This is a genomic window from Acidovorax sp. Root568 (genome assembly GCF_001427445.1).
GTDB classification, from domain to species: domain Bacteria; phylum Pseudomonadota; class Gammaproteobacteria; order Burkholderiales; family Burkholderiaceae_C; genus Acidovorax; species Acidovorax delafieldii.
On the sequence record NZ_LMGP01000018.1, the window covers coordinates 40,129 to 58,964 of the forward strand.

26 protein-coding genes are annotated in these 18,836 nt (G+C 65.4%); 25 read left to right on the forward strand and 1 reads right to left on the reverse strand.

Going from position 1 to position 18,836, the window contains the following annotated elements; all coding sequences use genetic code 11:
- Positions 1 to 32: 32 nt before the first annotated feature.
- The 9 genes from ASD75_RS17980 (at position 33) to hisD (ending at position 7,375) form a co-directional block, all read left to right on the forward strand.
- Complete coding sequence (locus ASD75_RS17980; protein ID WP_056747250.1) at positions 33 to 779, forward strand: VacJ family lipoprotein; 747 nt, start codon at positions 33 to 35, stop codon at positions 777 to 779.
- A 156-nt stretch (positions 780 to 935) separates the two neighbouring features.
- On the forward strand, positions 936 to 1,583 hold the full coding sequence (locus ASD75_RS17985; RefSeq protein ID WP_056747251.1) for a phospholipid-binding protein MlaC: 648 nt from the start codon (positions 936 to 938) through the stop codon (positions 1,581 to 1,583).
- A 13-nt stretch (positions 1,584 to 1,596) separates the two neighbouring features.
- Positions 1,597 to 1,869, forward strand: a complete 273-nt coding sequence (locus tag ASD75_RS17990) for an STAS domain-containing protein (protein WP_056747252.1) — start codon at positions 1,597 to 1,599, stop codon at positions 1,867 to 1,869.
- A gap of 133 nt (positions 1,870 to 2,002) precedes the next feature.
- Positions 2,003 to 2,941, forward strand: coding sequence for an ABC transporter ATP-binding protein (locus tag ASD75_RS17995; protein ID WP_015012675.1), 939 nt, complete (start codon positions 2,003 to 2,005; stop codon positions 2,939 to 2,941).
- Positions 2,938 to 3,693 carry an ABC transporter permease gene (locus ASD75_RS18000; protein WP_056060224.1) on the forward strand — a complete coding sequence of 252 codons (756 nt, stop codon included), beginning with the start codon at positions 2,938 to 2,940 and terminating at the stop codon, positions 3,691 to 3,693. The genes ASD75_RS17995 and ASD75_RS18000 overlap by 4 nt, the downstream gene beginning before the upstream one ends.
- Before the next feature lie 16 nt (positions 3,694 to 3,709).
- Entirely contained in the window at positions 3,710 to 3,952 is a 243-nt protein-coding gene (locus tag ASD75_RS18005) for a BolA family protein (RefSeq protein WP_010462096.1), read from the forward strand.
- An 87-nt stretch (positions 3,953 to 4,039) separates the two neighbouring features.
- On the forward strand, positions 4,040 to 5,314 hold the full coding sequence (murA, locus tag ASD75_RS18010; protein WP_056747253.1) for a UDP-N-acetylglucosamine 1-carboxyvinyltransferase: 1,275 nt from the start codon (positions 4,040 to 4,042) through the stop codon (positions 5,312 to 5,314).
- The gene (hisG, locus tag ASD75_RS18015; protein ID WP_233584296.1) at positions 5,311 to 5,970 is read left to right on the forward strand and encodes an ATP phosphoribosyltransferase; all 660 of its coding nucleotides are present in this window, start codon (positions 5,311 to 5,313) and stop codon (positions 5,968 to 5,970) included. Before murA ends, hisG begins: the two co-directional genes overlap by 4 nt.
- Before the next feature lie 22 nt (positions 5,971 to 5,992).
- Positions 5,993 to 7,375, forward strand: a complete 1,383-nt coding sequence (hisD, locus tag ASD75_RS18020) for a histidinol dehydrogenase (protein ID WP_056747254.1) — start codon at positions 5,993 to 5,995, stop codon at positions 7,373 to 7,375.
- Here the strand turns inward: hisD and ASD75_RS18025 are convergent.
- A complete protein-coding gene (locus ASD75_RS18025) occupies positions 7,362 to 7,793 on the reverse strand; it encodes a DUF2917 domain-containing protein (RefSeq protein ID WP_056747255.1) in 432 nt (143 codons plus the stop codon). The genes hisD and ASD75_RS18025 overlap by 14 nt on opposite strands.
- A gap of 151 nt (positions 7,794 to 7,944) precedes the next feature.
- On the opposite strand from ASD75_RS18025, the gene ASD75_RS18030 reads away from it, so the two are divergent.
- The 16 genes from ASD75_RS18030 to tatC all read left to right on the forward strand — a co-directional run bounded on the left by ASD75_RS18030 (position 7,945) and on the right by tatC (position 18,724).
- Positions 7,945 to 9,399: a PLP-dependent aminotransferase family protein gene (locus ASD75_RS18030; protein WP_056747256.1), complete on the forward strand. Its 1,455-nt coding sequence runs from the start codon at positions 7,945 to 7,947 to the stop codon at positions 9,397 to 9,399.
- Positions 9,400 to 9,459: 60 nt separating this feature from the next.
- Positions 9,460 to 9,684 (forward strand): hypothetical protein, encoded by a 225-nt coding sequence (locus tag ASD75_RS18035; protein WP_015012682.1) that lies wholly within the window; start codon positions 9,460 to 9,462, stop codon positions 9,682 to 9,684.
- Positions 9,685 to 9,698: 14 nt separating this feature from the next.
- Entirely contained in the window at positions 9,699 to 10,151 is a 453-nt protein-coding gene (locus ASD75_RS18040; protein ID WP_056747257.1) for a PIN domain-containing protein, read from the forward strand.
- Positions 10,148 to 11,269: a histidinol-phosphate transaminase gene (gene hisC, locus ASD75_RS18045; RefSeq protein WP_056747258.1), complete on the forward strand. Its 1,122-nt coding sequence runs from the start codon at positions 10,148 to 10,150 to the stop codon at positions 11,267 to 11,269. The genes ASD75_RS18040 and hisC overlap by 4 nt, the downstream gene beginning before the upstream one ends.
- Positions 11,266 to 11,904 (forward strand): imidazoleglycerol-phosphate dehydratase HisB, encoded by a 639-nt coding sequence (gene hisB / locus ASD75_RS18050; RefSeq protein ID WP_056747259.1) that lies wholly within the window; start codon positions 11,266 to 11,268, stop codon positions 11,902 to 11,904. The genes hisC and hisB overlap by 4 nt, the downstream gene beginning before the upstream one ends.
- A gap of 51 nt (positions 11,905 to 11,955) precedes the next feature.
- Positions 11,956 to 12,633 (forward strand): imidazole glycerol phosphate synthase subunit HisH, encoded by a 678-nt coding sequence (gene hisH / locus ASD75_RS18055; protein ID WP_056747260.1) that lies wholly within the window; start codon positions 11,956 to 11,958, stop codon positions 12,631 to 12,633.
- 65 nt (positions 12,634 to 12,698) lie between these two features.
- On the forward strand, positions 12,699 to 13,439 hold the full coding sequence (gene hisA / locus ASD75_RS18060) for a 1-(5-phosphoribosyl)-5-[(5-phosphoribosylamino)methylideneamino]imidazole-4-carboxamide isomerase (RefSeq protein WP_056060243.1): 741 nt from the start codon (positions 12,699 to 12,701) through the stop codon (positions 13,437 to 13,439).
- Between the two features lie 7 nt (positions 13,440 to 13,446).
- Positions 13,447 to 14,247, forward strand: a complete 801-nt coding sequence (gene hisF, locus ASD75_RS18065; protein WP_056747261.1) for an imidazole glycerol phosphate synthase subunit HisF — start codon at positions 13,447 to 13,449, stop codon at positions 14,245 to 14,247.
- A gap of 132 nt (positions 14,248 to 14,379) precedes the next feature.
- A complete protein-coding gene (hisI, locus tag ASD75_RS18070; protein WP_008905178.1) occupies positions 14,380 to 14,769 on the forward strand; it encodes a phosphoribosyl-AMP cyclohydrolase in 390 nt (129 codons plus the stop codon).
- Between the two features lie 20 nt (positions 14,770 to 14,789).
- Positions 14,790 to 15,164 (forward strand): phosphoribosyl-ATP diphosphatase, encoded by a 375-nt coding sequence (locus ASD75_RS18075; protein WP_043566048.1) that lies wholly within the window; start codon positions 14,790 to 14,792, stop codon positions 15,162 to 15,164.
- Entirely contained in the window at positions 15,161 to 15,547 is a 387-nt protein-coding gene (locus ASD75_RS18080; RefSeq protein ID WP_056060250.1) for a hypothetical protein, read from the forward strand. Before ASD75_RS18075 ends, ASD75_RS18080 begins: the two co-directional genes overlap by 4 nt.
- The gene (locus ASD75_RS18085) at positions 15,540 to 16,577 is read left to right on the forward strand and encodes a patatin-like phospholipase family protein (protein WP_056747262.1); all 1,038 of its coding nucleotides are present in this window, start codon (positions 15,540 to 15,542) and stop codon (positions 16,575 to 16,577) included. Before ASD75_RS18080 ends, ASD75_RS18085 begins: the two co-directional genes overlap by 8 nt.
- Positions 16,578 to 16,647: 70 nt before the next feature.
- Entirely contained in the window at positions 16,648 to 17,004 is a 357-nt protein-coding gene (locus ASD75_RS18090) for a histidine triad nucleotide-binding protein (protein ID WP_056747263.1), read from the forward strand.
- A gap of 106 nt (positions 17,005 to 17,110) precedes the next feature.
- Positions 17,111 to 17,353, forward strand: a complete 243-nt coding sequence (tatA, locus tag ASD75_RS18095; protein WP_056060256.1) for a Sec-independent protein translocase subunit TatA — start codon at positions 17,111 to 17,113, stop codon at positions 17,351 to 17,353.
- A gap of 52 nt (positions 17,354 to 17,405) precedes the next feature.
- Complete coding sequence (tatB, locus tag ASD75_RS18100; protein ID WP_056060260.1) at positions 17,406 to 17,870, forward strand: Sec-independent protein translocase protein TatB; 465 nt, start codon at positions 17,406 to 17,408, stop codon at positions 17,868 to 17,870.
- Positions 17,871 to 17,929: 59 nt separating this feature from the next.
- Positions 17,930 to 18,724 carry a twin-arginine translocase subunit TatC gene (tatC, locus tag ASD75_RS18105; protein WP_056060263.1) on the forward strand — a complete coding sequence of 265 codons (795 nt, stop codon included), beginning with the start codon at positions 17,930 to 17,932 and terminating at the stop codon, positions 18,722 to 18,724.
- Positions 18,725 to 18,836: the final 112 nt, after the last annotated feature.

Consider the following 18,836-nt stretch of genomic DNA (forward strand, 5'->3'; position numbering starts at 1 on the left):
TCCGCGCCCGCATTGATGGCGGCAGGTTGTCGATGTCCCGCCTGGCAGCCAGCCTGGCCTTGTTGCTGGGGGCTGTGCTGCTCACCGGGTGCGCCACGGTGGCCAACCCTGATCCCCGCGACCCGCTGGAGTCTTACAACCGCAGCATGACCAACTTCAATGAACAGGTCGATGCCATGGTGCTCAAGCCCGTGGCGACGGCCTACAAGGAGGTCACGCCCGCACCAGTACGCACGGGGGTCAGCAATTTCTTCGGGAACCTGGGCGATGTCTGGTCGTTTGTGAACAACGTGCTGCAGCTGCGCGGTGAAGCCGCTGCGTCCAGCTTCATGCGGGTCAATGTGAACACGTTCATGGGCCTGGGCGGGCTGCTGGACATCGCCAGCGAGCTGGGCATCGACCGCTACAAGCAGGACTTCGGCCTGACCCTGGGGCGCTGGGGCGTGGGTACTGGCCCCTATCTGGTGCTGCCCATCCTGGGGCCTTCCACCGTGCGCGACACATTCGCGCTGCCGGTGGACATGAAGGGCAACGTGGTGAGCTATGTGGACCCGGTCTCGGCCCGCAACTCGCTGTATGCGCTGCGCGCCGTCGAGGTGCGCTCCAACCTGCTGCGCGCGGGCTCTGTGCTCGACAGTGCGGCCCTGGACAAGTACAGCTTTACGCGTGACGTGTACCTGCAGGTGCGCAGCCACGCCGGTGAGGCGCCGAATGCAGACGGCAAGGACGACGGCGGCGCCAGCAATGGCGTGCTGCCCGAGGAACCTCCTGCGCGCTGATGGCATGCCGGGCGGGGCACATGCACCGATGCGCAGCCCTGGGTCTGGCCCTGTTGCACTTGCTTGCAATCCGCAACCGCTGCGACGCATGCCAGTGGGCCTGCACCTCCACAATGATTTGACGGGCACAAGCCCGCACCGATGAAAGCCGAGAAGATGATGAACCGACGTTCCCTGGGCCGTGCCGCCCTTTGCATTGCAGCCAGTGCCGTGCTCAGCCTGCCATTGTCTGCCCTCGCGGCCGACGAGGCGCCCGACGCGCTGATCAAGCGGCTCTCCGCCGATGTGCTCAACACGGTGAAGTCCGACAAGGCCATCCAGGCCGGGGACCTGAGCAAGGTGATCGCCCTGGTCGATAAAACGGTGATGCCCAACGTCAACTTCCGCCGCATGACGGCCGCAGCCGTCGGCCCCGGCTGGCGCCAGGCCACGCCCGAGCAGCAAAAACGCCTGCAGGACGAGTTCAAGATCCTGCTGGTGCGCACCTATGCCGGTGCGCTGGCCCAGGTCAATGACCAGAGCATCCAGGTCAAGCCCCTGCGCGCAGCCGCCGAAGACAAGGACGTGCTGGTGCGCACCGAAATCGTGGGCCGGGGCGACCCCATCCAGCTCGACTACCGCCTCGAAAAGACTCCTGGTGATGGCGCAGGCTGGAAGATCTACAACCTGAATGTGCTGGGTGTCTGGCTGGTGGAAACCTACCGAGGCCAGTTCGCGCAGGAGATCAATGCCAAGGGCATCGACGGCCTGATCGAGACACTGGCCGCCCGCAACAAGACCAATGCGGGCACTGCCAAGGGCTGACAGCCCCCTCGTCATGCTGGTGCTGCCCCCCGAACTCACCCACCGCCAGGCTACTGCCTGCCTGCACATGCTCAAGCAGGGGTTGCGGGTGCACCGCGACAGCGCGGTGGTGGTGGATGCCCATGGGCTGACGGTGTTCGACACCTCGGCCTTGGCCGTGCTGCTCGAATGCCGGCGTGAAGCCCTGTCCGAAGGCAAGCAGTTTGCCGTGCAAGGCATGCCCGCTGGTCTGGCGGGCATGGCAGGGTTGTATGGGGTGGATGCGCTGCTGGTCGCCGCACCTTGATATGAAATAGCTTTCATGGTCCCGGGTGGCTCTGCCCCCAAGCCATGAAGCTGAGGGCCCACAGCGCCCGCCAGGGGCCATTGAAGCGGCCGCCCCGCCCGCCGAGGGCTGAGGCCTTAAAATCGAAGGCTTCATGCCCGCAGTCTCCTTCCAAGCCATCTCCAAGACCTTTGCCACGCCCAAAGGCCCTTTTCAGGCACTGAACCAGGTCAATCTGGACATTGAGGAGGGCGAGTTCTTCGGGCTCCTCGGCCCCAACGGTGCCGGCAAAACCACCCTGATCAGCATCCTCGCGGGCCTGGCGCGTGCCACCAGCGGCCGCGTGCTGGTGCAGGGCAGCGACGTGCAGGCCCAGTACGCCGACGCCCGCCGCAAGCTGGGCATCGTGCCGCAAGAGCTGGTGTTCGACCCCTTTTTCAACGTGCGCGAGGCGCTGCGCATCCAGTCGGGCTACTTCGGCGTGAAGAACAACGACGCCTGGATCGACGAGCTGCTCGAAAACCTGGGCCTGGCCGACAAGGCCAACGCCAACATGCGCCAGCTGTCGGGCGGCATGAAGCGCCGTGTGCTGGTGGCACAAGCCCTGGTGCACAAGCCGCCCATCATCGTTCTGGATGAACCCACGGCCGGTGTCGATGTGGAACTGCGCCAGACGCTGTGGCACTTCATCGCCCGCCTGAACAAGGAGGGGCACACCGTGCTGCTCACCACCCACTACCTCGAAGAAGCCGAGGCCCTGTGCGGCCGCATCGCCATGCTCAAGGCGGGGCAGGTGGTGGCGCTCAACCGCACCAGCGAGTTGCTCAAGGCCGCCTCGGGCAGCGTGCTGCAGTTCAAGACCGACACGGCCCTGCCGCCCGCACTGGCCGCCGTGGCGCGGGTCACCGGTCGCATCGTGCAATTACCCGCGCACGACGCGGCAGAGATCGAAAACCACCTGGCTGCGTTGCGCGTGGCCGGGGTCGAGGTGCAGGACATGGAGATTCGCCGACCCGATCTGGAGGATGTGTTCCTGCAGGTGATGTCCGGCACATCGGCTTCCAACATCCCACTGGAGGGCGTTGCGCTATGACCGGCTGGCAGACCCTGTTCTACAAAGAGGTGCTGCGCTTCTGGAAGGTCAGCTTCCAGACCGTCGCGGCTCCCGTGCTCACGGCCGTGCTATACCTGTTGATCTTCGGCCATGTGCTCGAAGACCATGTGAAGGTCTACGACCGTATCAGCTACACGGCCTTCCTTGTGCCGGGCCTCGTGATGATGAGCGTGCTGCAGAACGCCTTTGCCAACAGCTCGTCCAGCATCATCCAGAGCAAGATCATGGGCAGCCTGGTGTTTGTGTTGCTCACGCCGCTGTCGCACTGGGCTTGGTTCTGCGCCTACGTGGGTTCGTCCATCGTGCGCGGGCTGGTGGTGGGCCTGGGTGTGTTCATCGTCACGCTAGCGTTTGCGCGGCCCGAATTTGCTGCGCCGCTGTGGATTCTGGCCTTCGCCTTGCTGGGCGCGGCATTGCTGGCCACGCTGGGGCTGATTGCGGGGCTCTGGGCCGACAAATTCGACCAGATGGCCGCGTTCCAGAACTTCATCATCGTGCCCATGACCTTCCTGTCGGGCGTGTTCTATTCGATCCAGTCGCTGCCGCCGTTCTGGCAGGCCGTGAGCCACCTCAACCCGTTTTTCTACATGATCGATGGCTTTCGCTACGGCTTCTTCGGCCAGAGCGACACCTCGCCCTGGCTCAGTCTGGGCATCGTAGGCATCGCCTGGCTGGCCGTCAGCGCGCTGGCCGTGCACCTGCTGCGCACGGGCTACAAAATCCGTAACTGATTCCGAGCGCCCCTCCATGACCGCTGACCAACTCAAAGACATCATCGCTGCCGGCCTGGCCTGCGAACACATCACGCTCGAAGGCGATGGCCGCCACTGGTATGCCACCATCGTCTCGGCCGAGTTCGAGGGCAAGCGCGCCATCCAGCGCCACCAGCGCGTGTACGCCACGCTGGGCGCGAAAATGCACACCGACGAGGTGCACGCGCTGTCGATGAAAACCTTCACCCCGGCCGAATGGGCCGCCCAGGCGCAGTAGCCTCGGAATACTCACTTTTTGATAGCTTCTGGCGCATATTCCACTAGCGCAAGCGGCACTTTTGACCCCTATTTTTGGTGATTTGAGATGGACAAACTCCTGATTCGCGGCGGACGCAGCTTGCAAGGCGAGGTGCTGGTCTCCGGCGCCAAGAACGCCGCCTTGCCGGAGTTGTGTGCCGCCCTGCTCACGGCCGAGCCTGTGACCCTGCTCAACGTGCCCCAGCTGCAGGACGTGAGCACTATGCTCAAGCTCATCCGCAACATGGGCGTGGCGGCGGAGCGGGCCGACGACGGCACCGTGCATATCAACGCCAGCGCGCTGAGCACGCCCGAAGCCCCGTACGAACTGGTCAAGACCATGCGCGCCTCTGTGCTGGCCCTGGGCCCGCTGCTGGCGCGCTTTGGCGAGGCCACGGTGTCGCTGCCCGGCGGATGCGCCATCGGTTCGCGCCCGGTGGACCAGCACATCAAGGGCCTGGCCGCCATGGGCGCCGAGATCGTGGTCGAACACGGCTACATGATCGCCAAGCTGCCCGCGGGCTGGAAGCGCCTGAAGGGCGCGCGCATCACCACCGACATGGTCACGGTGACGGGCACCGAGAACTTCCTCATGGCCGCTGCGCTGGCCGAGGGCGAGACGGTGCTGGAAAACGCCGCGCAAGAGCCCGAGATTTCGGACCTGGCCGAGATGCTGATCGCCATGGGCGCGAAGATCGAAGGCCACGGCACCAGCCGCATCCGCATCCAGGGCGTGGACCAGCTGCACGGCTGCACCCACCGCGTGGTGGCCGACCGCATTGAGGCCGGCACCTTCCTGTGCGCTGTGGCCGCCACGGGCGGTGATGTGGTGCTGCGCCATGGCCGTGCCGACCACCTCGACGCCGTGATCGAAAAGCTGCGCGAGGCCGGCGCTTCCGTGCAGGCGGTGGACGGCGGCATTCGCGTGCAAAGCGCTGGCGGCGCCACGCTCAAGGCCCAGGGCTTTCGCACCACGGAGTACCCCGGTTTCCCCACCGACATGCAGGCCCAGTTCATGGCGCTGAACTGCATCGCCCAGGGCACGGCCACGGTGACCGAGACGATTTTTGAAAACCGTTTCATGCACGTCAACGAGCTGGTTCGCCTGGGCGCCAAAATTCAGGTGGATGGCAAGGTGGCGGTCATCGAAGGAGTGCCCCGCCTGTCCGGCGCCACCGTGATGGCCACCGACCTGCGCGCCTCCGCCAGCCTCGTCATTGCCGGCCTGGTGGCCGATGGCGAGACCGTGGTGGACCGCATCTACCACCTGGACCGCGGCTACGACTGCATGGAAGCCAAACTGCGCGGCATTGGCGCCGACATCGAACGAGTAAAAGCATGAGCAGCAACATGATCACCCTGGCGCTTTCGAAGGGCCGCATCTTTGACGAAACCCTGCCGCTGCTGGCCGCTGCAGGCATCGAGGTGCTCGAAGACCCCGAAAAATCGCGCAAGCTCATCCTCCCCACCAACCAGCCCAATGTGCGCGTGGTGCTGGTGCGCGCCACCGACGTTCCCACCTATGTGGAATACGGCGGCGCCGACATCGGCGTGACTGGCAAGGACACGCTCATCGAGCACGGCGGCCAGGGCCTGTACCAGCCGCTGGACCTGCGCATTGCCAAGTGCCGCGTGAGCGTGGCCGTGCGCAACGACTTCGACTACGCCCAGGCCGTCAAGCAGGGCTCGCGCCTCAAGGTCGCCACCAAGTACACCGGCATTGCGCGCGACTTTTTTGCCAGCAAGGGCGTGCACGTGGACATGGTCAAGCTCTACGGCAGCATGGAACTGGCGCCGCTCACGGGCCTGGCCGATGCGATCGTGGACCTGGTCTCCACCGGCAACACCCTCAAGGCCAACAACCTCATCGAAGTGGAGCGCATCATGGACATCAGCTCCTACCTGGTCGTGAACCAGGCCGCGCTCAAGCTCAAGCAGGCGCCGCTGCGCCGCATCATCGATGCGTTTGCCTCGGCCATACCGGCCGAAAAGAACTGACCTCCACCCAACGACTGACACTATGACTTTGGTAGCTGCTCCCGCCCGTCTGTCCACCGCTGCGGCCACTTTTGAGGCTGATTTTGCAGCCCGCCTGCATTGGTCTGCCGACACCGACGCGGCCATTGAGCAGCGCGTGGCCGACATCCTGGCCGACGTGCAAAAGCGCGGCGACGCGGCGGTGCTGGAGTACACCGCCCGCTTCGACGGCCTCTCTGCGCCCGACATGGCCGCGCTGGAGCTGACCCAGGCCGACTTCAAGGCCGCGTTCGACGCCATTCCACAGGCTCAGCGCGACGCCCTGCAGGCTGCAGCGAAGCGCGTGCGCAGCTACCACGAAGCGCAGAAGAAGGCCTCGGGCGAGAGCTGGAGCTACCGCGACGAAGACGGCACGCTGCTGGGCCAGAAGGTCACGTCGCTGGACCGTGTGGGCATCTACGTGCCCGGCGGCAAGGCCGCCTACCCGTCGAGCCTGCTGATGAACGCCATCCCGGCCCATGTGGCGGGCGTGCAGGAAATCATCATGGTTGTGCCCACGCCCGTGCGCGGCAGCGTGGCAACCGGCGGAACTGGCGAGGGCACCTCGACGAAGGGCGAGCGCAACGAGCTGGTGCTGGCCGCCGCCTACGTGGCCGGTGTGACCCGCGCCTTCACCATCGGCGGCGCGCAAGCTGTGGCGGCGCTGGCCTACGGTACGGCCACCGTACCCAAGGTGGACAAGATCACCGGCCCCGGCAACGCCTACGTGGCCAGCGCCAAGAAGCGCGTGTTCGGCACCGTGGGCATCGACATGATCGCGGGCCCGAGCGAAATCCTGGTGCTGGCCGATGGCACCACGCCGCCCGACTGGGTGGCGATGGATCTCTTCAGCCAGGCCGAACATGACGAGCTGGCGCAGAGCATCCTGCTGTGCCCTGACGCCGCCTACCTCGACGCCGTGCAGCGCGAGATCGACCGCCTGTTGCCTACCATGCCGCGCGCCGAGATCATCGCCAAGAGCCTCACCGGCCGGGGCGCGCTGATCCTCACCAAGGATATGGAAGAAGCCTGCGCGATCAGCAACCGCATCGCACCGGAACACCTGGAGGTGAGCAGCACCGACCCACACCGCTGGGAGCCGCTGCTGCGCCATGCGGGCGCGATCTTCCTGGGGGCCTACACCTCCGAAAGCCTGGGCGACTACTGCGCAGGCCCCAACCACGTGCTGCCCACCAGTGGCACGGCGCGCTTCTCGTCGCCGCTGGGCGTGTACGACTTCCAGAAACGCAGCAGCCTCATCGAGGTGAGCGAGGCCGGGGCCCAGGTGCTGGGCACCATCGCCGCCGAGCTGGCCTATGGCGAGGGCCTGCAGGCCCACGCGCAAGCCGCAGAGATGCGGCTGACCACGCCCGTCAAGCCGCGCTGATGGCACCCCGGGGCAGGGCGCCCTGCGTGGGGGCTGCTGTCCTGGGCTGAGGGGTTGCGGCCGGCGCTGCGGTTGTGGAGGGCGCTGGCGGATACGCGGCACCTTCCATGGCCCGGTGCTGCGCCCAGTTCAGCCGTGCAGGCCGGTGGCCTTCGGCGCTGACGCGCAGCCGCACCGGTCCGGCGAACGACAGGCGCTGTCCAGCCTCCAGAAAATAATCCTCCAGCAGACCATCACAGGTCACCCAGACGCGGCCCTGTTCGACTTCGAGCAGGGCGATCTCGCCCGCGCGGAAGTCCAGCACCTGGACGGCCTGCAGCGGCGGCAGGGGCTGGCGCTTCCATTGCAGGGTGAGGGGCACCGCAGGCTGGGTGGGCAGCGTGGGCGACGGTGGGGTGGGGGTGTGCAGCGTGTTCATGCCTTCACTGTGCGGCCAGCTGCCGTGGGCCACCAGCCACAGGCGCGTACGATCTGGCCCAGTACAGAACAGCGAACCGGCCCATCTGTACTGTACGCACTGGGCAGTCTCTGTACTGTCTGCCGGCCAAGGTGCCAGTACAGAATGCAGCATGGCCACCGATGACGCACCCCCGCTGTACCTTCAAATCGCCGAACAGTTTGCTCAGCTGATCCGCAACGGCACCCTGGCGCGCGGCGAAAAGCTGCCCTCGGTGCGTGAGCTGGCGCGCCAGCACGGCGTGGCGCAGACCACGGTGGTGCAGGCCTACCACTGGCTCGAAGATGCGCGCCTGATCACCGCGCGCCCGCGTTCCGGCTTTTTTGTGGCGGCGCGGCCGGTGAGCCTGCCCGAGCCCAGCACGCCGCGCCCGATGCGCCGCCCCCGCGAGGTGTCGGTGGATTGGCTGGGCCAGCGCATCCTGGGGCGCAACCAGCCGGTGGACATCATTTCGTACAGCAGCGGGACGCCTGGCCCCGAGCTGTTCAACCCTGACCGCGTGCGCCGCGCCGTGGTGCGCGCCGCGCAGCGCCACCGCAACCTGCTGTGCACCTACCCCGGTTCGTCGGGCCATGAGGACGCGCGCCGCGCGCTGGCGCGCTATGCCGTCAGCCTGGGCTGCAGCCTGGACCCCGAGAACATCGTGATCACCGGGGGCTGCATGGACAGCATTGCGTTGTGCCTGCGCGCGGTGACGCAGCCGGGCGACGTGGTGGCGCTGGAGTCGCCCACGCATTTTTCGTTTCTGGAGGTGCTGCAGGGCCTGCACCTCAAGGCGCTGGAGATTCCCACCCACCCGCGCAACGGCCTCTCGCTGGATGCGCTGCAACTGGCGTTGGACACCCAGCCCGTCAAGGCGGTGATGGTGGTGCCCACGCTCAGCAACCCGCTGGGCAGCTGCATGCCCCAGGCCGAGCGCAAGCGCCTGGTGCAGATGGCGGCGCGGTACGACATGGCGGTCATCGAGGACGCGATCTACAACGACCTGGTCGAGGTGGACGAGATGCGGCGCACCGTCAAGTCGTACGACACCACCGGCCATGTGATGCTGTGCGACTCGTTCTCCAAGACGCTGGCGCCAGGCCTGCGCCTGGGCTGGCTGGAGGCTGGCCGCTGGGCCGACAAGCTGCGCGCCATCAAGGACCTGCAGGCGGGCGGCCAGTCCGCCGTGCTGGAACTGGCCCTGGCCGATCTCATCACCCAGGCGGGCCACGCCGCCGCCATGCGCCAGCTGCGCGCGGCCGTGGCGGCGCGCATGGACGAGGTGCGCCATGTGATTGCCGCGCACTTCCCGCAGGGTACCCGCGTGAGTGACCCGCCCGGCGGCCTGCTGCTGTGGCTGGAGCTGCCGCGCTCGCTCGATTCGGTGCAACTGCACGAGGCCTGCCTGGCCCGGCAGATCCTGATCGCACCCGGCACGGTGTTCAGCGCCAGCGGACGGTTCCGCAACTGCCTGCGCATCGGCGTGGGGGGCGACTGGACGCCCGCCCACCTGGAGGCGCTGCGCACCGTGGGGGACATGGCGTGCCAGATGCTGCAAAGCGGGGCGCCCCGCAAAGCAGCTTGAATGTGGTGTTTTAATCAACACGAAGTTCGTGGCGCACGAAGTTCGTGTAATATTTAACCCATGAAAAACATCACCGTGACCATGGACGACACCGTTGCCGAATGGGTGCGCGTGGAAGCCGCCAAGCGCGGCAGCAGCGTGTCCCGCCTGCTCGGTGAATGGCTTGCCGAAAAGATGCGCCAGGAAGACGCCTACGCCCAGGCCATGCGCGAGGCACTGGGGTTTGAATCCTGGGGCGCGTCCAGCGGACCGTACGTGCCCCGCGAGACCCTGTTTCTGCGCTGAACGGGGCAGAACACATGGCCACCGTCCCCATCTTTGTCGATACCGAAATCCTGCTCGCCAGCGTGGACGACCGCGATGCTGAGCGCCAGGCGCGGGCGCGCGAATGGATCAGCTTTTGCTGGCAGACGCGCAGCGGCCGCATCAGCTCGCAGGTGCTCAACGAGCTGTACAACCAGGCCATCCAGCGTTTTGATGGCCCGCAGGTGCTACAGCAGGTGCGCGCCCAGGTGCGCCGCCTGCGCGTGTGGCTGCCGCCGCACCTGGACTCCTACACCGTGGACGGCGCCTGGGACCTGCAGGACCGCTACCGCCTGGGCTACTGGGATGCACTCATCCTCTCGTCCGCCCACCAGCAAGGCTGCCGCTACCTGTTGACCGAGGCACTGCCGCACGATCAGCCGATGGACGCCGTGCGCCCCATCAACCCTTTCCTTGTCACCCCCAACGAACTGGACACCACCGAATGACTACTCCCGCGTCGTCCCCCCTCCAGGCCCTGGCCCGCATCCGCCCTGACGTGCGCGCGATGCATTCCTATGTCGTGCAGCCGTCCACCGGCATGCTCAAGATGGACGCGATGGAGAACCCCTTCCGCCTGCCCGCGCATTTGCAGGCCGCGCTGGGCCAGCGCCTGGGTTCGGTGGCACTCAACCGCTACCCCGGCGACCGCATTGCCGACCTGAAGGCGGCCCTGGCGCAGTACGCGGGCATGCCCGAGGGCTATGGCATCGTGCTGGGCAACGGGTCGGACGAACTCATCACCCTGCTGGCCCTGGCCTGCGCACAGCCGGGCACGGGTCAGCGCGCCACCATGCTGGCACCCATGCCCGGTTTTGTGATGTACCCGCTGTCGGCGCAGCTGCAGGGCCTGGACTTTGTCGGCGTGCCGCTCACGCCCGACTTCGAGCTGGACGAGCCTGCCATGCTGGCTGCCATCGAACAGCACCGCCCGGCCATCACCTACATCGCCTACCCCAACAACCCCACGGCCACGCTGTGGGACGAGGGCGCGGTGCAGCGCATCATCGACGCTGCGGGCGCGCAGGGCGGCATCGTGGTCATGGACGAGGCCTACCAGCCTTTTGCCAGCCGCACCTGGATCGACCGCATGCGTACCGAGCCTGCGCGCAATGCGCACGTGCTGCTCATGCGCACGCTCAGCAAGTTTGGCCTCGCGGGCGTGCGCCTGGGCTACCTCATCGGACCCTCGGCGTTCGTGAGCGAGATCGACAAGGTGCGCCCGCCCTACAACGTGAGTGTGCTCAACTGCGAAACCGCCCTGTTTGCGCTGGAACATGCCGAGGTGTTTGCCGCCCAGGCCGCCGAGATCCGTGTCGAACGCACCACGCTCATCGCCGCGTTGCGCCAGATGCCGGGAGTCGAAAAGTGCTGGGATAGCGAGGCCAACATGGTGCTGATCCGTGTGGCGGATTCCGCCAAGGCCTACGAGGGCATGAAAAACCGCAAGGTGCTCGTCAAGAACGTTTCTACAATGCACCCATTGCTGGCCAACTGCCTGCGCCTGACGGTAGGCAATGCCGAAGACAACGCGCAGATGCTGGCCGCACTCCAAGCCTCCCTATGACTTCCTCCGCACTCGTACCTTCCGCCCCATCGGCTGACCCGATGGCCGACCGCATTGCCGAGGTCAGCCGCAACACCGCCGAGACGCGCATCCGTGTGCGCATCAACCTCGACGGCACCGGCCAGGCCAAGCTGCACACCGGCATCGGCTTCTTTGACCACATGCTCGACCAGATCGCCCGCCACGGGCTGATTGACCTCGACATCGACTGCGAAGGCGACCTGCACATCGACGGCCACCACACGGTGGAAGACGTGGGCATCACCCTGGGCCAGGCCTTTGCGCGCGCCGTGGGCGACAAGAAAGGCATCCGCCGCTACGGCCACGCCTACGTGCCGCTGGATGAAGCGCTGTCGCGCGTGGTGGTCGATTTTTCGGGCCGCCCCGGGCTGCACATGGACGTGAAGTTCACGGCCGGGAGCATCGGCCAGCTCGACACGCAACTGGTGTTCGAGTTCTTCCAGGGCTTTGTGAACCACGCGGGCGTGACGCTGCACATCGACAACCTCAAGGGCGTCAACGCACACCACCAGTGCGAGACCATCTTCAAGGCGTTCGGACGCACGCTGCGTGCGGCGCTGGAGCGTGATCCGCGCTCGGCCGGTGTCATCCCCTCCACCAAGGGTTCTCTGTGAATTTTTCAGTCAAATCAGGCGCAAGCGCCTGATTTGTATGCGCTAGCAGCTATGAATATGGAAGCAAAAACAGTGGCGGTCGTGGACTACGGCATGGGCAATCTGCGCTCGGTGTCGCAGGCCGTGCAGGCCGCCGCCGAGGGCTCGGGCTGGACCGTGGTCGTCACCCAGCGCCCCGAAGACGTGCGCGCCGCCCAGCGCATCGTGCTGCCAGGGCAGGGCGCCATGCCCGATTGCATGCGCGAGCTGCGCGAGTCTGGCCTGCAGGAATCGGTGCTCGAAGCCGCTGCCACCAAGCCGATGTTTGGCGTGTGCGTGGGCATGCAGATGCTGCTGGACCACAGCGCTGAAGGCAACACGCCCGGCCTGGGCCTGATCCCTGGCGATGTGCTCAAGTTTGACCTGGCAGGCTGCACCCAGCCCGATGGCAGCCGCTTCAAGGTGCCACAGATGGGCTGGAACCAGGTGCGGCAGATGCCCCACGCCCACCACGGCGGCGGCGTGCACCCGGTGTGGGCCGGTGTGCCCGACAACAGTTACTTCTACTTCGTGCACAGTTTCTACGCTGTGCCGCAAAATCCTGCCCATTGCGCCGGGCAGGCCGACTACGGCGGTTTGTTTGCTGCCGCGGTTGCACGCGATAATATTTTTGCCACCCAGTTTCACCCGGAGAAGAGCGCGGAGCACGGCCTGGTCCTGTACCGCAATTTTCTGCACTGGAATCCCTGATCCCTTAACCCCCACCCGTTCGGGCCGAGCTGCGTCTCGCCCTTTTTCACCCGAACTTCACCACCATGCTGCTCATCCCCGCCATCGACCTCAAAGACGGCCACTGCGTACGCCTCAAGCAAGGCGATATGGACCAATCCACCACCTTTGGTGAAGACCCTGCCGCCATGGCGCGCAAATGGGTGGATGCCGGCGCACGCCGCCTGCACCTGGTGGACCTGAACGGTGCGTTTGCGGGCGTGCCCAAGAACTACAGCGCCATCAAGTCCATCCTGAAAGAGGTGGGTGACGACATCCCCGTGCAGCTGGGCGGCGGCATCCGCGACCTGGACACCATCGAGAAATACATCGACGGCGGCCTGCGCTACGTGATCATCGGCACGGCGGCCGTGAAGAACCCCGGCTTCCTCAAAGACGCCTGCAGCGCGTTCGGCGGCCACATCATCGTGGGGCTCGACGCCAAGGACGGCAAGGTGGCTACCGACGGCTGGAGCAAGCTCACCGGCCACGAGGTCGTGGACCTGGCCAAGAAGTTCGAGGACTGGGGCGTCGAATCCATCATCTACACCGACATCGGCCGCGACGGCATGCTGTCGGGCATCAACATCGACGCCACGGTGAAGCTGGCCCAGGCTTTGAGTATCCCTGTGATCGCCTCGGGCGGCCTGTCCAACATGGCCGACATCGAGCAGCTGTGCGCCGTCGAAGACGAGGGCGTGGAGGGCGTGATCTGCGGCCGCGCCATCTACAGCGGCGACCTGGACTTTGCGGCGGCACAAGCACGTGCCGACGAACTGAACGGCTAAGGACCGCATGCTCGCCAAACGTATCATCCCTTGCCTGGACGTCACCGGAGGCCGTGTGGTCAAGGGCGTCAATTTCGTCGAACTGCGCGACGCAGGCGACCCGGTCGAAATTGCTGCGCGCTACAACGCGCAAGGTGCTGACGAGCTCACCTTCCTCGATATCACCGCCACCAGCGATGGCCGTGACCTCATCCTGCACATCATCGAGGCCGTGGCCAGCCAGGTGTTCATTCCGCTCACCGTGGGTGGTGGCGTGCGCACCGTGGACGATGTGCGCCGCCTGCTCAATGCCGGCGCGGACAAGACCAGCTTCAACTCGGCCGCGATTGCCAACCCTGAGGTGATCAACGCGGTGTCGGCCAAGTACGGCGCGCAGTGCATCGTGGTGGCCATCGACGCCAAGCGCCGCTCTGCCGAAGACGCCTTGCGCCTGGGTGCCAACGGCCAGCCCGTGGGGGCGGGCTGGGACGTGTACAGCCACGGTGGGCGCAAGAACACCGGCCTGGACGCCATTGCCTGGGCCACCGAGATGGCGCAGCGCGGTGCGGGCGAGATCCTGCTGACCAGCATGGACCGCGACGGCACCAAGGCGGGTTTTGACCTGGAACTGACCCGCGCGGTGAGTGACGCTGTCAGCGTGCCCGTGATCGCCTCGGGCGGTGTGGGCAACCTTGACCACTTGGCCGACGGCATCCAGACCGGCGGCGCCGACGCGGTGCTGGCCGCCAGCATCTTCCACTACGGCGAATACACCGTGGGCCAGGCCAAGCAGCGCATGGCAGAGCGTGGCATCCCCGTGCGGATGTGATCGGCATTTACTCCTGATTTGATAGCTGCAAGCGCATGTAATACTTGCGCTTGCAGTCAAAAACACTTGAAAAGTGCAGGTGCGCGCCCTGGTTGGCACTGGCGCGCCACACGGATCACCGACAATGGCCCCATGAACTGGCTCAACGAAGTGAAATGGGATGCGCAGGGCCTGGTGCCCGTGATTGCGCAAGAGCAGGGCACGGGCGACGTGCTGATGTTTGCGTGGATGAACCGCGAGGCCCTGGCGAAAACCGCTGAACTGGGCCGCGCCGTGTACTTCAGCCGCTCGCGCAAAAAGCTGTGGTTCAAGGGCGAAGAGTCCGGCCACGTGCAGACGGTGCATGAGATCCGCCTGGACTGCGACAACGACGTGGTGCTGCTCAAGGTCACCCAGCAGGGCCACGAGCCCGGCATCGCCTGCCACACGGGCCGCCACAGCTGCTTTTTCAGCGTGCTCAAGGACGGTGCCTGGCACGCGGTCGATCCGGTCTTGAAAGACCCCGAATCCATCTACAAGTAATGGCAATGGACGACAAGAGCATGAGTTCCCACGATTCCCTGGCGCGCCTGGCCGCCGTCATCGAAAGCCGCAAGCCCGCCAATGGCGGCGACCCGGCCACCAGCTACGTGTCGCGCCTGCTGCACAAGGGGCCCGATGCCTTCCTGAAGAAGATCGGTGAAGAAGCCACCGAGGTGGTCATGGCCGCGAAGGATGTGGACCATGGCGCCGACAAGTCCAAGATCGTCTATGAAGTGGCCGACCTGTGGTTCCACACCATGGTGGCGCTGGCCCATTACGGGCTCACGCCCGCCGATGTGGTGGCCGAGCTGGAGCGCCGCGAAGGCACCAGCGGCATCGAGGAAAAGGCACTGCGCAAGGTGGCGGAACGCGCTGCCGAAGAAGGCACACCGTGAGCGACATCATTGACGTGCAGACCAACGACCAGAAGGCCGAGGACCTCAAGGCCATCGGCTGGGTCAGCTATGTGCTGCACCTGATCGTGGCGCTGGGGGCGGTCATCCCGGGCGCGCAGCCCGGCGCTGCGCTGCTGATCGTAGCGCTGGTGATCGACCTGGTGAAAAAAGGCGATGCCGAAGGCACCTGGCAGGCCAACCATTTCTCATGGCGCATCCGCACCGTGATCTGGGCCGGCGTGCTCTACATCGTCACGGCGCCGCTGTGGCTGCTGTTCTTCCTGCCCGGCTGGATCGCCTGGGGCCTGATCTCCATCTGGTTCCTGTACCGCATCGTGCGCGGCATGGTCGCCATGAACAAGAGCCAGGCCGTGGATGCATGAAGCAGTCCGTCCCCGCCCGCGTCTGAACCTGGCGCTGCAGGGCGGCGGCTCGCACGGCGCGCTCACCTGGGGCGTGCTGGATGCGCTGCTGGAGGACGGCCAGTGGCAGTTCGACGGTGTCAGTGGCACCAGCGCAGGCGCCATGAACGCGGTGGCCCTGGCGCACGGGTTTGCGCAGGCCGCGCAGCAGCACAAGGACCCCGAAGACGCCCACCTCGCTGGCTGCGCCCTGGCCCGCGAATCGCTCACCCGCCTGTGGGAAGGGGTGGGCGCGCTGGGCAGCCTGACCTGGGGAACGCCGTTGTCTGCCGCCAATCCGCTGGTGGGCATGATGTCGCAGTGGTTCTCGCCCTACCAGACCAATCCGCTGGGGATTAACCCCCTGCGCAAGCTGCTGGAGCGTGAGGTGGATTTCAGCCTGCTGTGCTCCGCCCGCACCGGCGTCGTCGGCCCCAAGGTGTTTGTGTGTGCCACCAACGTGCGCACCGGCCGGGGCGAGATTTTTTTTGGGCCCCGGCTCAGCGCGGATGCGGTGATGGCGTCGGCCTGCCTGCCCATGCTGTTCAAGGCGGTCGAGATCGATGGTGAGGCGTACTGGGACGGCGGCTATTCCGGCAACCCCGCGCTGCACCCGCTGATCTACCAGACCGATACCTCGGACATCCTGCTGGTGCAGATCAACCCCGTGGAGCATCTGGACGTGCCCAGCAGCGCCTCCGAGATCATGGAGCGCATGAACGAAGTCACCTTCAACGCCAGCCTGCTGGCCGAGCTGCGCGCCATCGAGTTCGTTCGCCGCCTGCTCGCCGAGGGCAAGCTCGACGCCCGCCGCTACAAGAGCGTGCGCATGCACCGCATCGATGGTGGCTCGGTGCTGGAGCCCTTCGGGGCCGACAGCAAGCTGCGTGCGGACCTGGCCTTTGTGCGCAAGCTGTTTGCGCTCGGTCGCACAGCGGGGCAGGAGTGGCTGCACGCGCACCGCAAGGACGTGGGCGTGCGCCCCAGCATCAAGATCGCTGACAATGCCTAGCTCACGCGCGAGGCGCCCTCAGGGTTGATCCGCGCCTGTACCCCAGATTCCCTTTGCTCCGATCCCTCCCATGCACGATCCCAACTGCCTTTTCTGCAAAATCATCGCGGGCCAGATCCCTTCCAAGAAGGTTTATGAGGACGAAGAAATTTTCGCCTTCCACGACATCCACCCGTGGGCGCCATTGCATTTCTTGATGGTGCCCAAGCTGCATATCCCTTCCATGGCACAGGTCACCCCGGAGCATGCCGGGGTGTTGGGGCGCATGATGGCGCTGGCGCCAAAGCTGGCACTGGAGCAGGGCTGCAACCCGTACCCGGATGGTGGCTTTCGCGTCGTGGTAAACACGGGGCTTGAAGGTGGGCAGGAAATTCACCACCTGCATATCCATGTCATGGGCGGCCCCCGTCCGTGGCTCAAAGGCTGAACCAGGCTGACGATCGTGCCATGTTGAGAGGTGTCGGCTTGCCCCGGCACTGAACTCCTGTCGCGCCCCCCGTCTAAAATGATTGCAATTCGTTAGGAGATATTTCATGGGCTCTTTTTCCATCTGGCACTGGCTGATCGTGCTGTTGATCGTTGTGATGGTGTTCGGTACCAAGAAGCTCAAGAACATGGGCTCCGACCTGGGCGGTGCCGTCAAGGGCTTCAAGGACGGCATGAAGGATGGCTCGTCTGACGCACCTGCTGCTGCCACGCCCCCCGCTGGCCAGGTGGCCAACAGCCAGGCCGCCGACAAGACCACCATCGATGTCGAAGCCAAGCAAAAGAGCTGAGCTGGTGCTGCCGACCCGCTGCCTTGGCCTGCATTGCGCTGGCGCCTGATCCATGATTGATATTGGCCTGTCCAAAATGGCGCTGATTGGCGCCGTGGCGTTGATCGTCATCGGCCCCGAGAAGCTGCCCCGTGTGGCCCGTACCGTCGGCACCTTGCTCGGCAAGGCGCAGCGTTATGTGTCCGACGTGAAAGCGGAGGTCAACCGGTCCATGGAGCTCGATGAGCTCAAGAAGATGAAGGACACGGTGGAGAACGCCGCGCGCGACGTGCACAACACCATCCAGACCAGCGCCAGCGAGTTCGAGAAAGACTGGACCGATGCCATCGATTCCAGCAACAACGCCGACCTGCGGGAGCAGGCGGCCGTGGTGCCTGCCTACAAGCACCCCGGCAAGAACTGGCGCCTCAAGCGTGGTGCGGTGCCCCAGTGGTACAAGGCCCGCAGTGGTGTGCGCACCAAGGCACAGTCCGGCGCAGCCCGCGTAGCACGTTACCGCCCCCAAAAATTCCACTGACGCAGCCTGCGGCGCCCCGTGCGCTGCATGGGCGGCTCTGACGCCCACGAAAACCCACCATGTCCGAAACCCCCACCAAAGAAGACGAACTGGCCGGCACCGAACAGCCGTTCGTACAGCACCTCATGGAGCTGCGCGACCGGCTGGTCAAGGCCATGATCGCCATCGCCATTGCGGCAGCGATCCTGTTCTTCTTCCCGGGTCCCGGCGCGTTGTATGACTTTCTGGCCGCCCCTCTGGTAGCCCACCTGCCCAAGGGGGCCACGCTGATCGCCACTTCGGTGATTTCGCCGTTCATGGTGCCGCTCAAGATCTTGCTGATGTCGGCGTTCCTGCTCGCGCTGCCTTTTGTGCTGTGGCAGATCTGGGCTTTTGTGGCGCCCGGCCTGTATTCGCACGAGAAAAAACTGGTCCTGCCGCTGGTGGTGTCCAGCACGCTGCTGTTCTTCATCGGGGTGGCGTTTTGCTACTACCTGGTGTTTGGCCAGGTGTTCGCGTTCATTCAGAGCTTTGCCCCCAAGAGCATCACGGCCGCGCCTGACATCGAGGCCTACCTGAGTTTTGTGCTGTCCATGTTCCTGGCGTTCGGCATGGCGTTTGAAGTGCCGATTGCCGTGGTGGTGCTGGCCCGCATGGGCATCGTGAGCGTGCAAAAGCTGCGCGAGTTTCGCGGCTATTTCATCGTGCTGGCCTTCGTGGTGGCCGCCGTCGTGACACCGCCCGATGTGGTGTCGCAGCTGTCGCTGGCCGTGCCCATGTGCCTGCTGTACGAGGTGGGCATCTGGGCCGCGCAGATCTTCATCAAGCACACCCAGGCGCCCGAAGAGCCCGGGGAATCCGCTTCCGCATCCTGACCTGCCAGCCCCGCAGGCTGGTGGGGTTGCGTTGGGGGTGATGCACAGATCGCGTCCGTGGGCCTCCACCTGGGCGATGAGACAGAAAAAACAATAGAAATAGCTGCAAGCG

What these genes read in the sequence shown, in the direction of transcription:
- ASD75_RS17980 (WP_056747250.1), top strand. Translation starts at nt 33, where the DNA reads ATGTCCCGCCTGGCAGCCAGCCTGGCCTTGTTGCTGGGGGCTGTGCTG.
- ASD75_RS17985 (WP_056747251.1), top strand. Translation starts at nt 936, where the DNA reads ATGATGAACCGACGTTCCCTGGGCCGTGCCGCCCTTTGCATTGCAGCC.
- ASD75_RS17990 (WP_056747252.1), top strand. Translation starts at nt 1,597, where the DNA reads ATGCTGGTGCTGCCCCCCGAACTCACCCACCGCCAGGCTACTGCCTGC.
- ASD75_RS17995 (WP_015012675.1), top strand. Translation starts at nt 2,003, where the DNA reads ATGCCCGCAGTCTCCTTCCAAGCCATCTCCAAGACCTTTGCCACGCCC.
- ASD75_RS18000 (WP_056060224.1), top strand. Translation starts at nt 2,938, where the DNA reads ATGACCGGCTGGCAGACCCTGTTCTACAAAGAGGTGCTGCGCTTCTGG.
- ASD75_RS18005 (WP_010462096.1), top strand. Translation starts at nt 3,710, where the DNA reads ATGACCGCTGACCAACTCAAAGACATCATCGCTGCCGGCCTGGCCTGC.
- murA (WP_056747253.1), top strand. Translation starts at nt 4,040, where the DNA reads ATGGACAAACTCCTGATTCGCGGCGGACGCAGCTTGCAAGGCGAGGTG.
- hisG (WP_233584296.1), top strand. Translation starts at nt 5,311, where the DNA reads ATGAGCAGCAACATGATCACCCTGGCGCTTTCGAAGGGCCGCATCTTT.
- hisD (WP_056747254.1), top strand. Translation starts at nt 5,993, where the DNA reads ATGACTTTGGTAGCTGCTCCCGCCCGTCTGTCCACCGCTGCGGCCACT.
- ASD75_RS18025 (WP_056747255.1), bottom strand. Translation starts at nt 7,793, where the DNA reads ATGAACACGCTGCACACCCCCACCCCACCGTCGCCCACGCTGCCCACC.
- ASD75_RS18030 (WP_056747256.1), top strand. Translation starts at nt 7,945, where the DNA reads ATGGCCACCGATGACGCACCCCCGCTGTACCTTCAAATCGCCGAACAG.
- ASD75_RS18035 (WP_015012682.1), top strand. Translation starts at nt 9,460, where the DNA reads ATGAAAAACATCACCGTGACCATGGACGACACCGTTGCCGAATGGGTG.
- ASD75_RS18040 (WP_056747257.1), top strand. Translation starts at nt 9,699, where the DNA reads ATGGCCACCGTCCCCATCTTTGTCGATACCGAAATCCTGCTCGCCAGC.
- hisC (WP_056747258.1), top strand. Translation starts at nt 10,148, where the DNA reads ATGACTACTCCCGCGTCGTCCCCCCTCCAGGCCCTGGCCCGCATCCGC.
- hisB (WP_056747259.1), top strand. Translation starts at nt 11,266, where the DNA reads ATGACTTCCTCCGCACTCGTACCTTCCGCCCCATCGGCTGACCCGATG.
- hisH (WP_056747260.1), top strand. Translation starts at nt 11,956, where the DNA reads ATGAATATGGAAGCAAAAACAGTGGCGGTCGTGGACTACGGCATGGGC.
- hisA (WP_056060243.1), top strand. Translation starts at nt 12,699, where the DNA reads ATGCTGCTCATCCCCGCCATCGACCTCAAAGACGGCCACTGCGTACGC.
- hisF (WP_056747261.1), top strand. Translation starts at nt 13,447, where the DNA reads ATGCTCGCCAAACGTATCATCCCTTGCCTGGACGTCACCGGAGGCCGT.
- hisI (WP_008905178.1), top strand. Translation starts at nt 14,380, where the DNA reads ATGAACTGGCTCAACGAAGTGAAATGGGATGCGCAGGGCCTGGTGCCC.
- ASD75_RS18075 (WP_043566048.1), top strand. Translation starts at nt 14,790, where the DNA reads ATGAGTTCCCACGATTCCCTGGCGCGCCTGGCCGCCGTCATCGAAAGC.
- ASD75_RS18085 (WP_056747262.1), top strand. Translation starts at nt 15,540, where the DNA reads ATGCATGAAGCAGTCCGTCCCCGCCCGCGTCTGAACCTGGCGCTGCAG.
- ASD75_RS18090 (WP_056747263.1), top strand. Translation starts at nt 16,648, where the DNA reads ATGCACGATCCCAACTGCCTTTTCTGCAAAATCATCGCGGGCCAGATC.
- tatA (WP_056060256.1), top strand. Translation starts at nt 17,111, where the DNA reads ATGGGCTCTTTTTCCATCTGGCACTGGCTGATCGTGCTGTTGATCGTT.
- tatB (WP_056060260.1), top strand. Translation starts at nt 17,406, where the DNA reads ATGATTGATATTGGCCTGTCCAAAATGGCGCTGATTGGCGCCGTGGCG.
- tatC (WP_056060263.1), top strand. Translation starts at nt 17,930, where the DNA reads ATGTCCGAAACCCCCACCAAAGAAGACGAACTGGCCGGCACCGAACAG.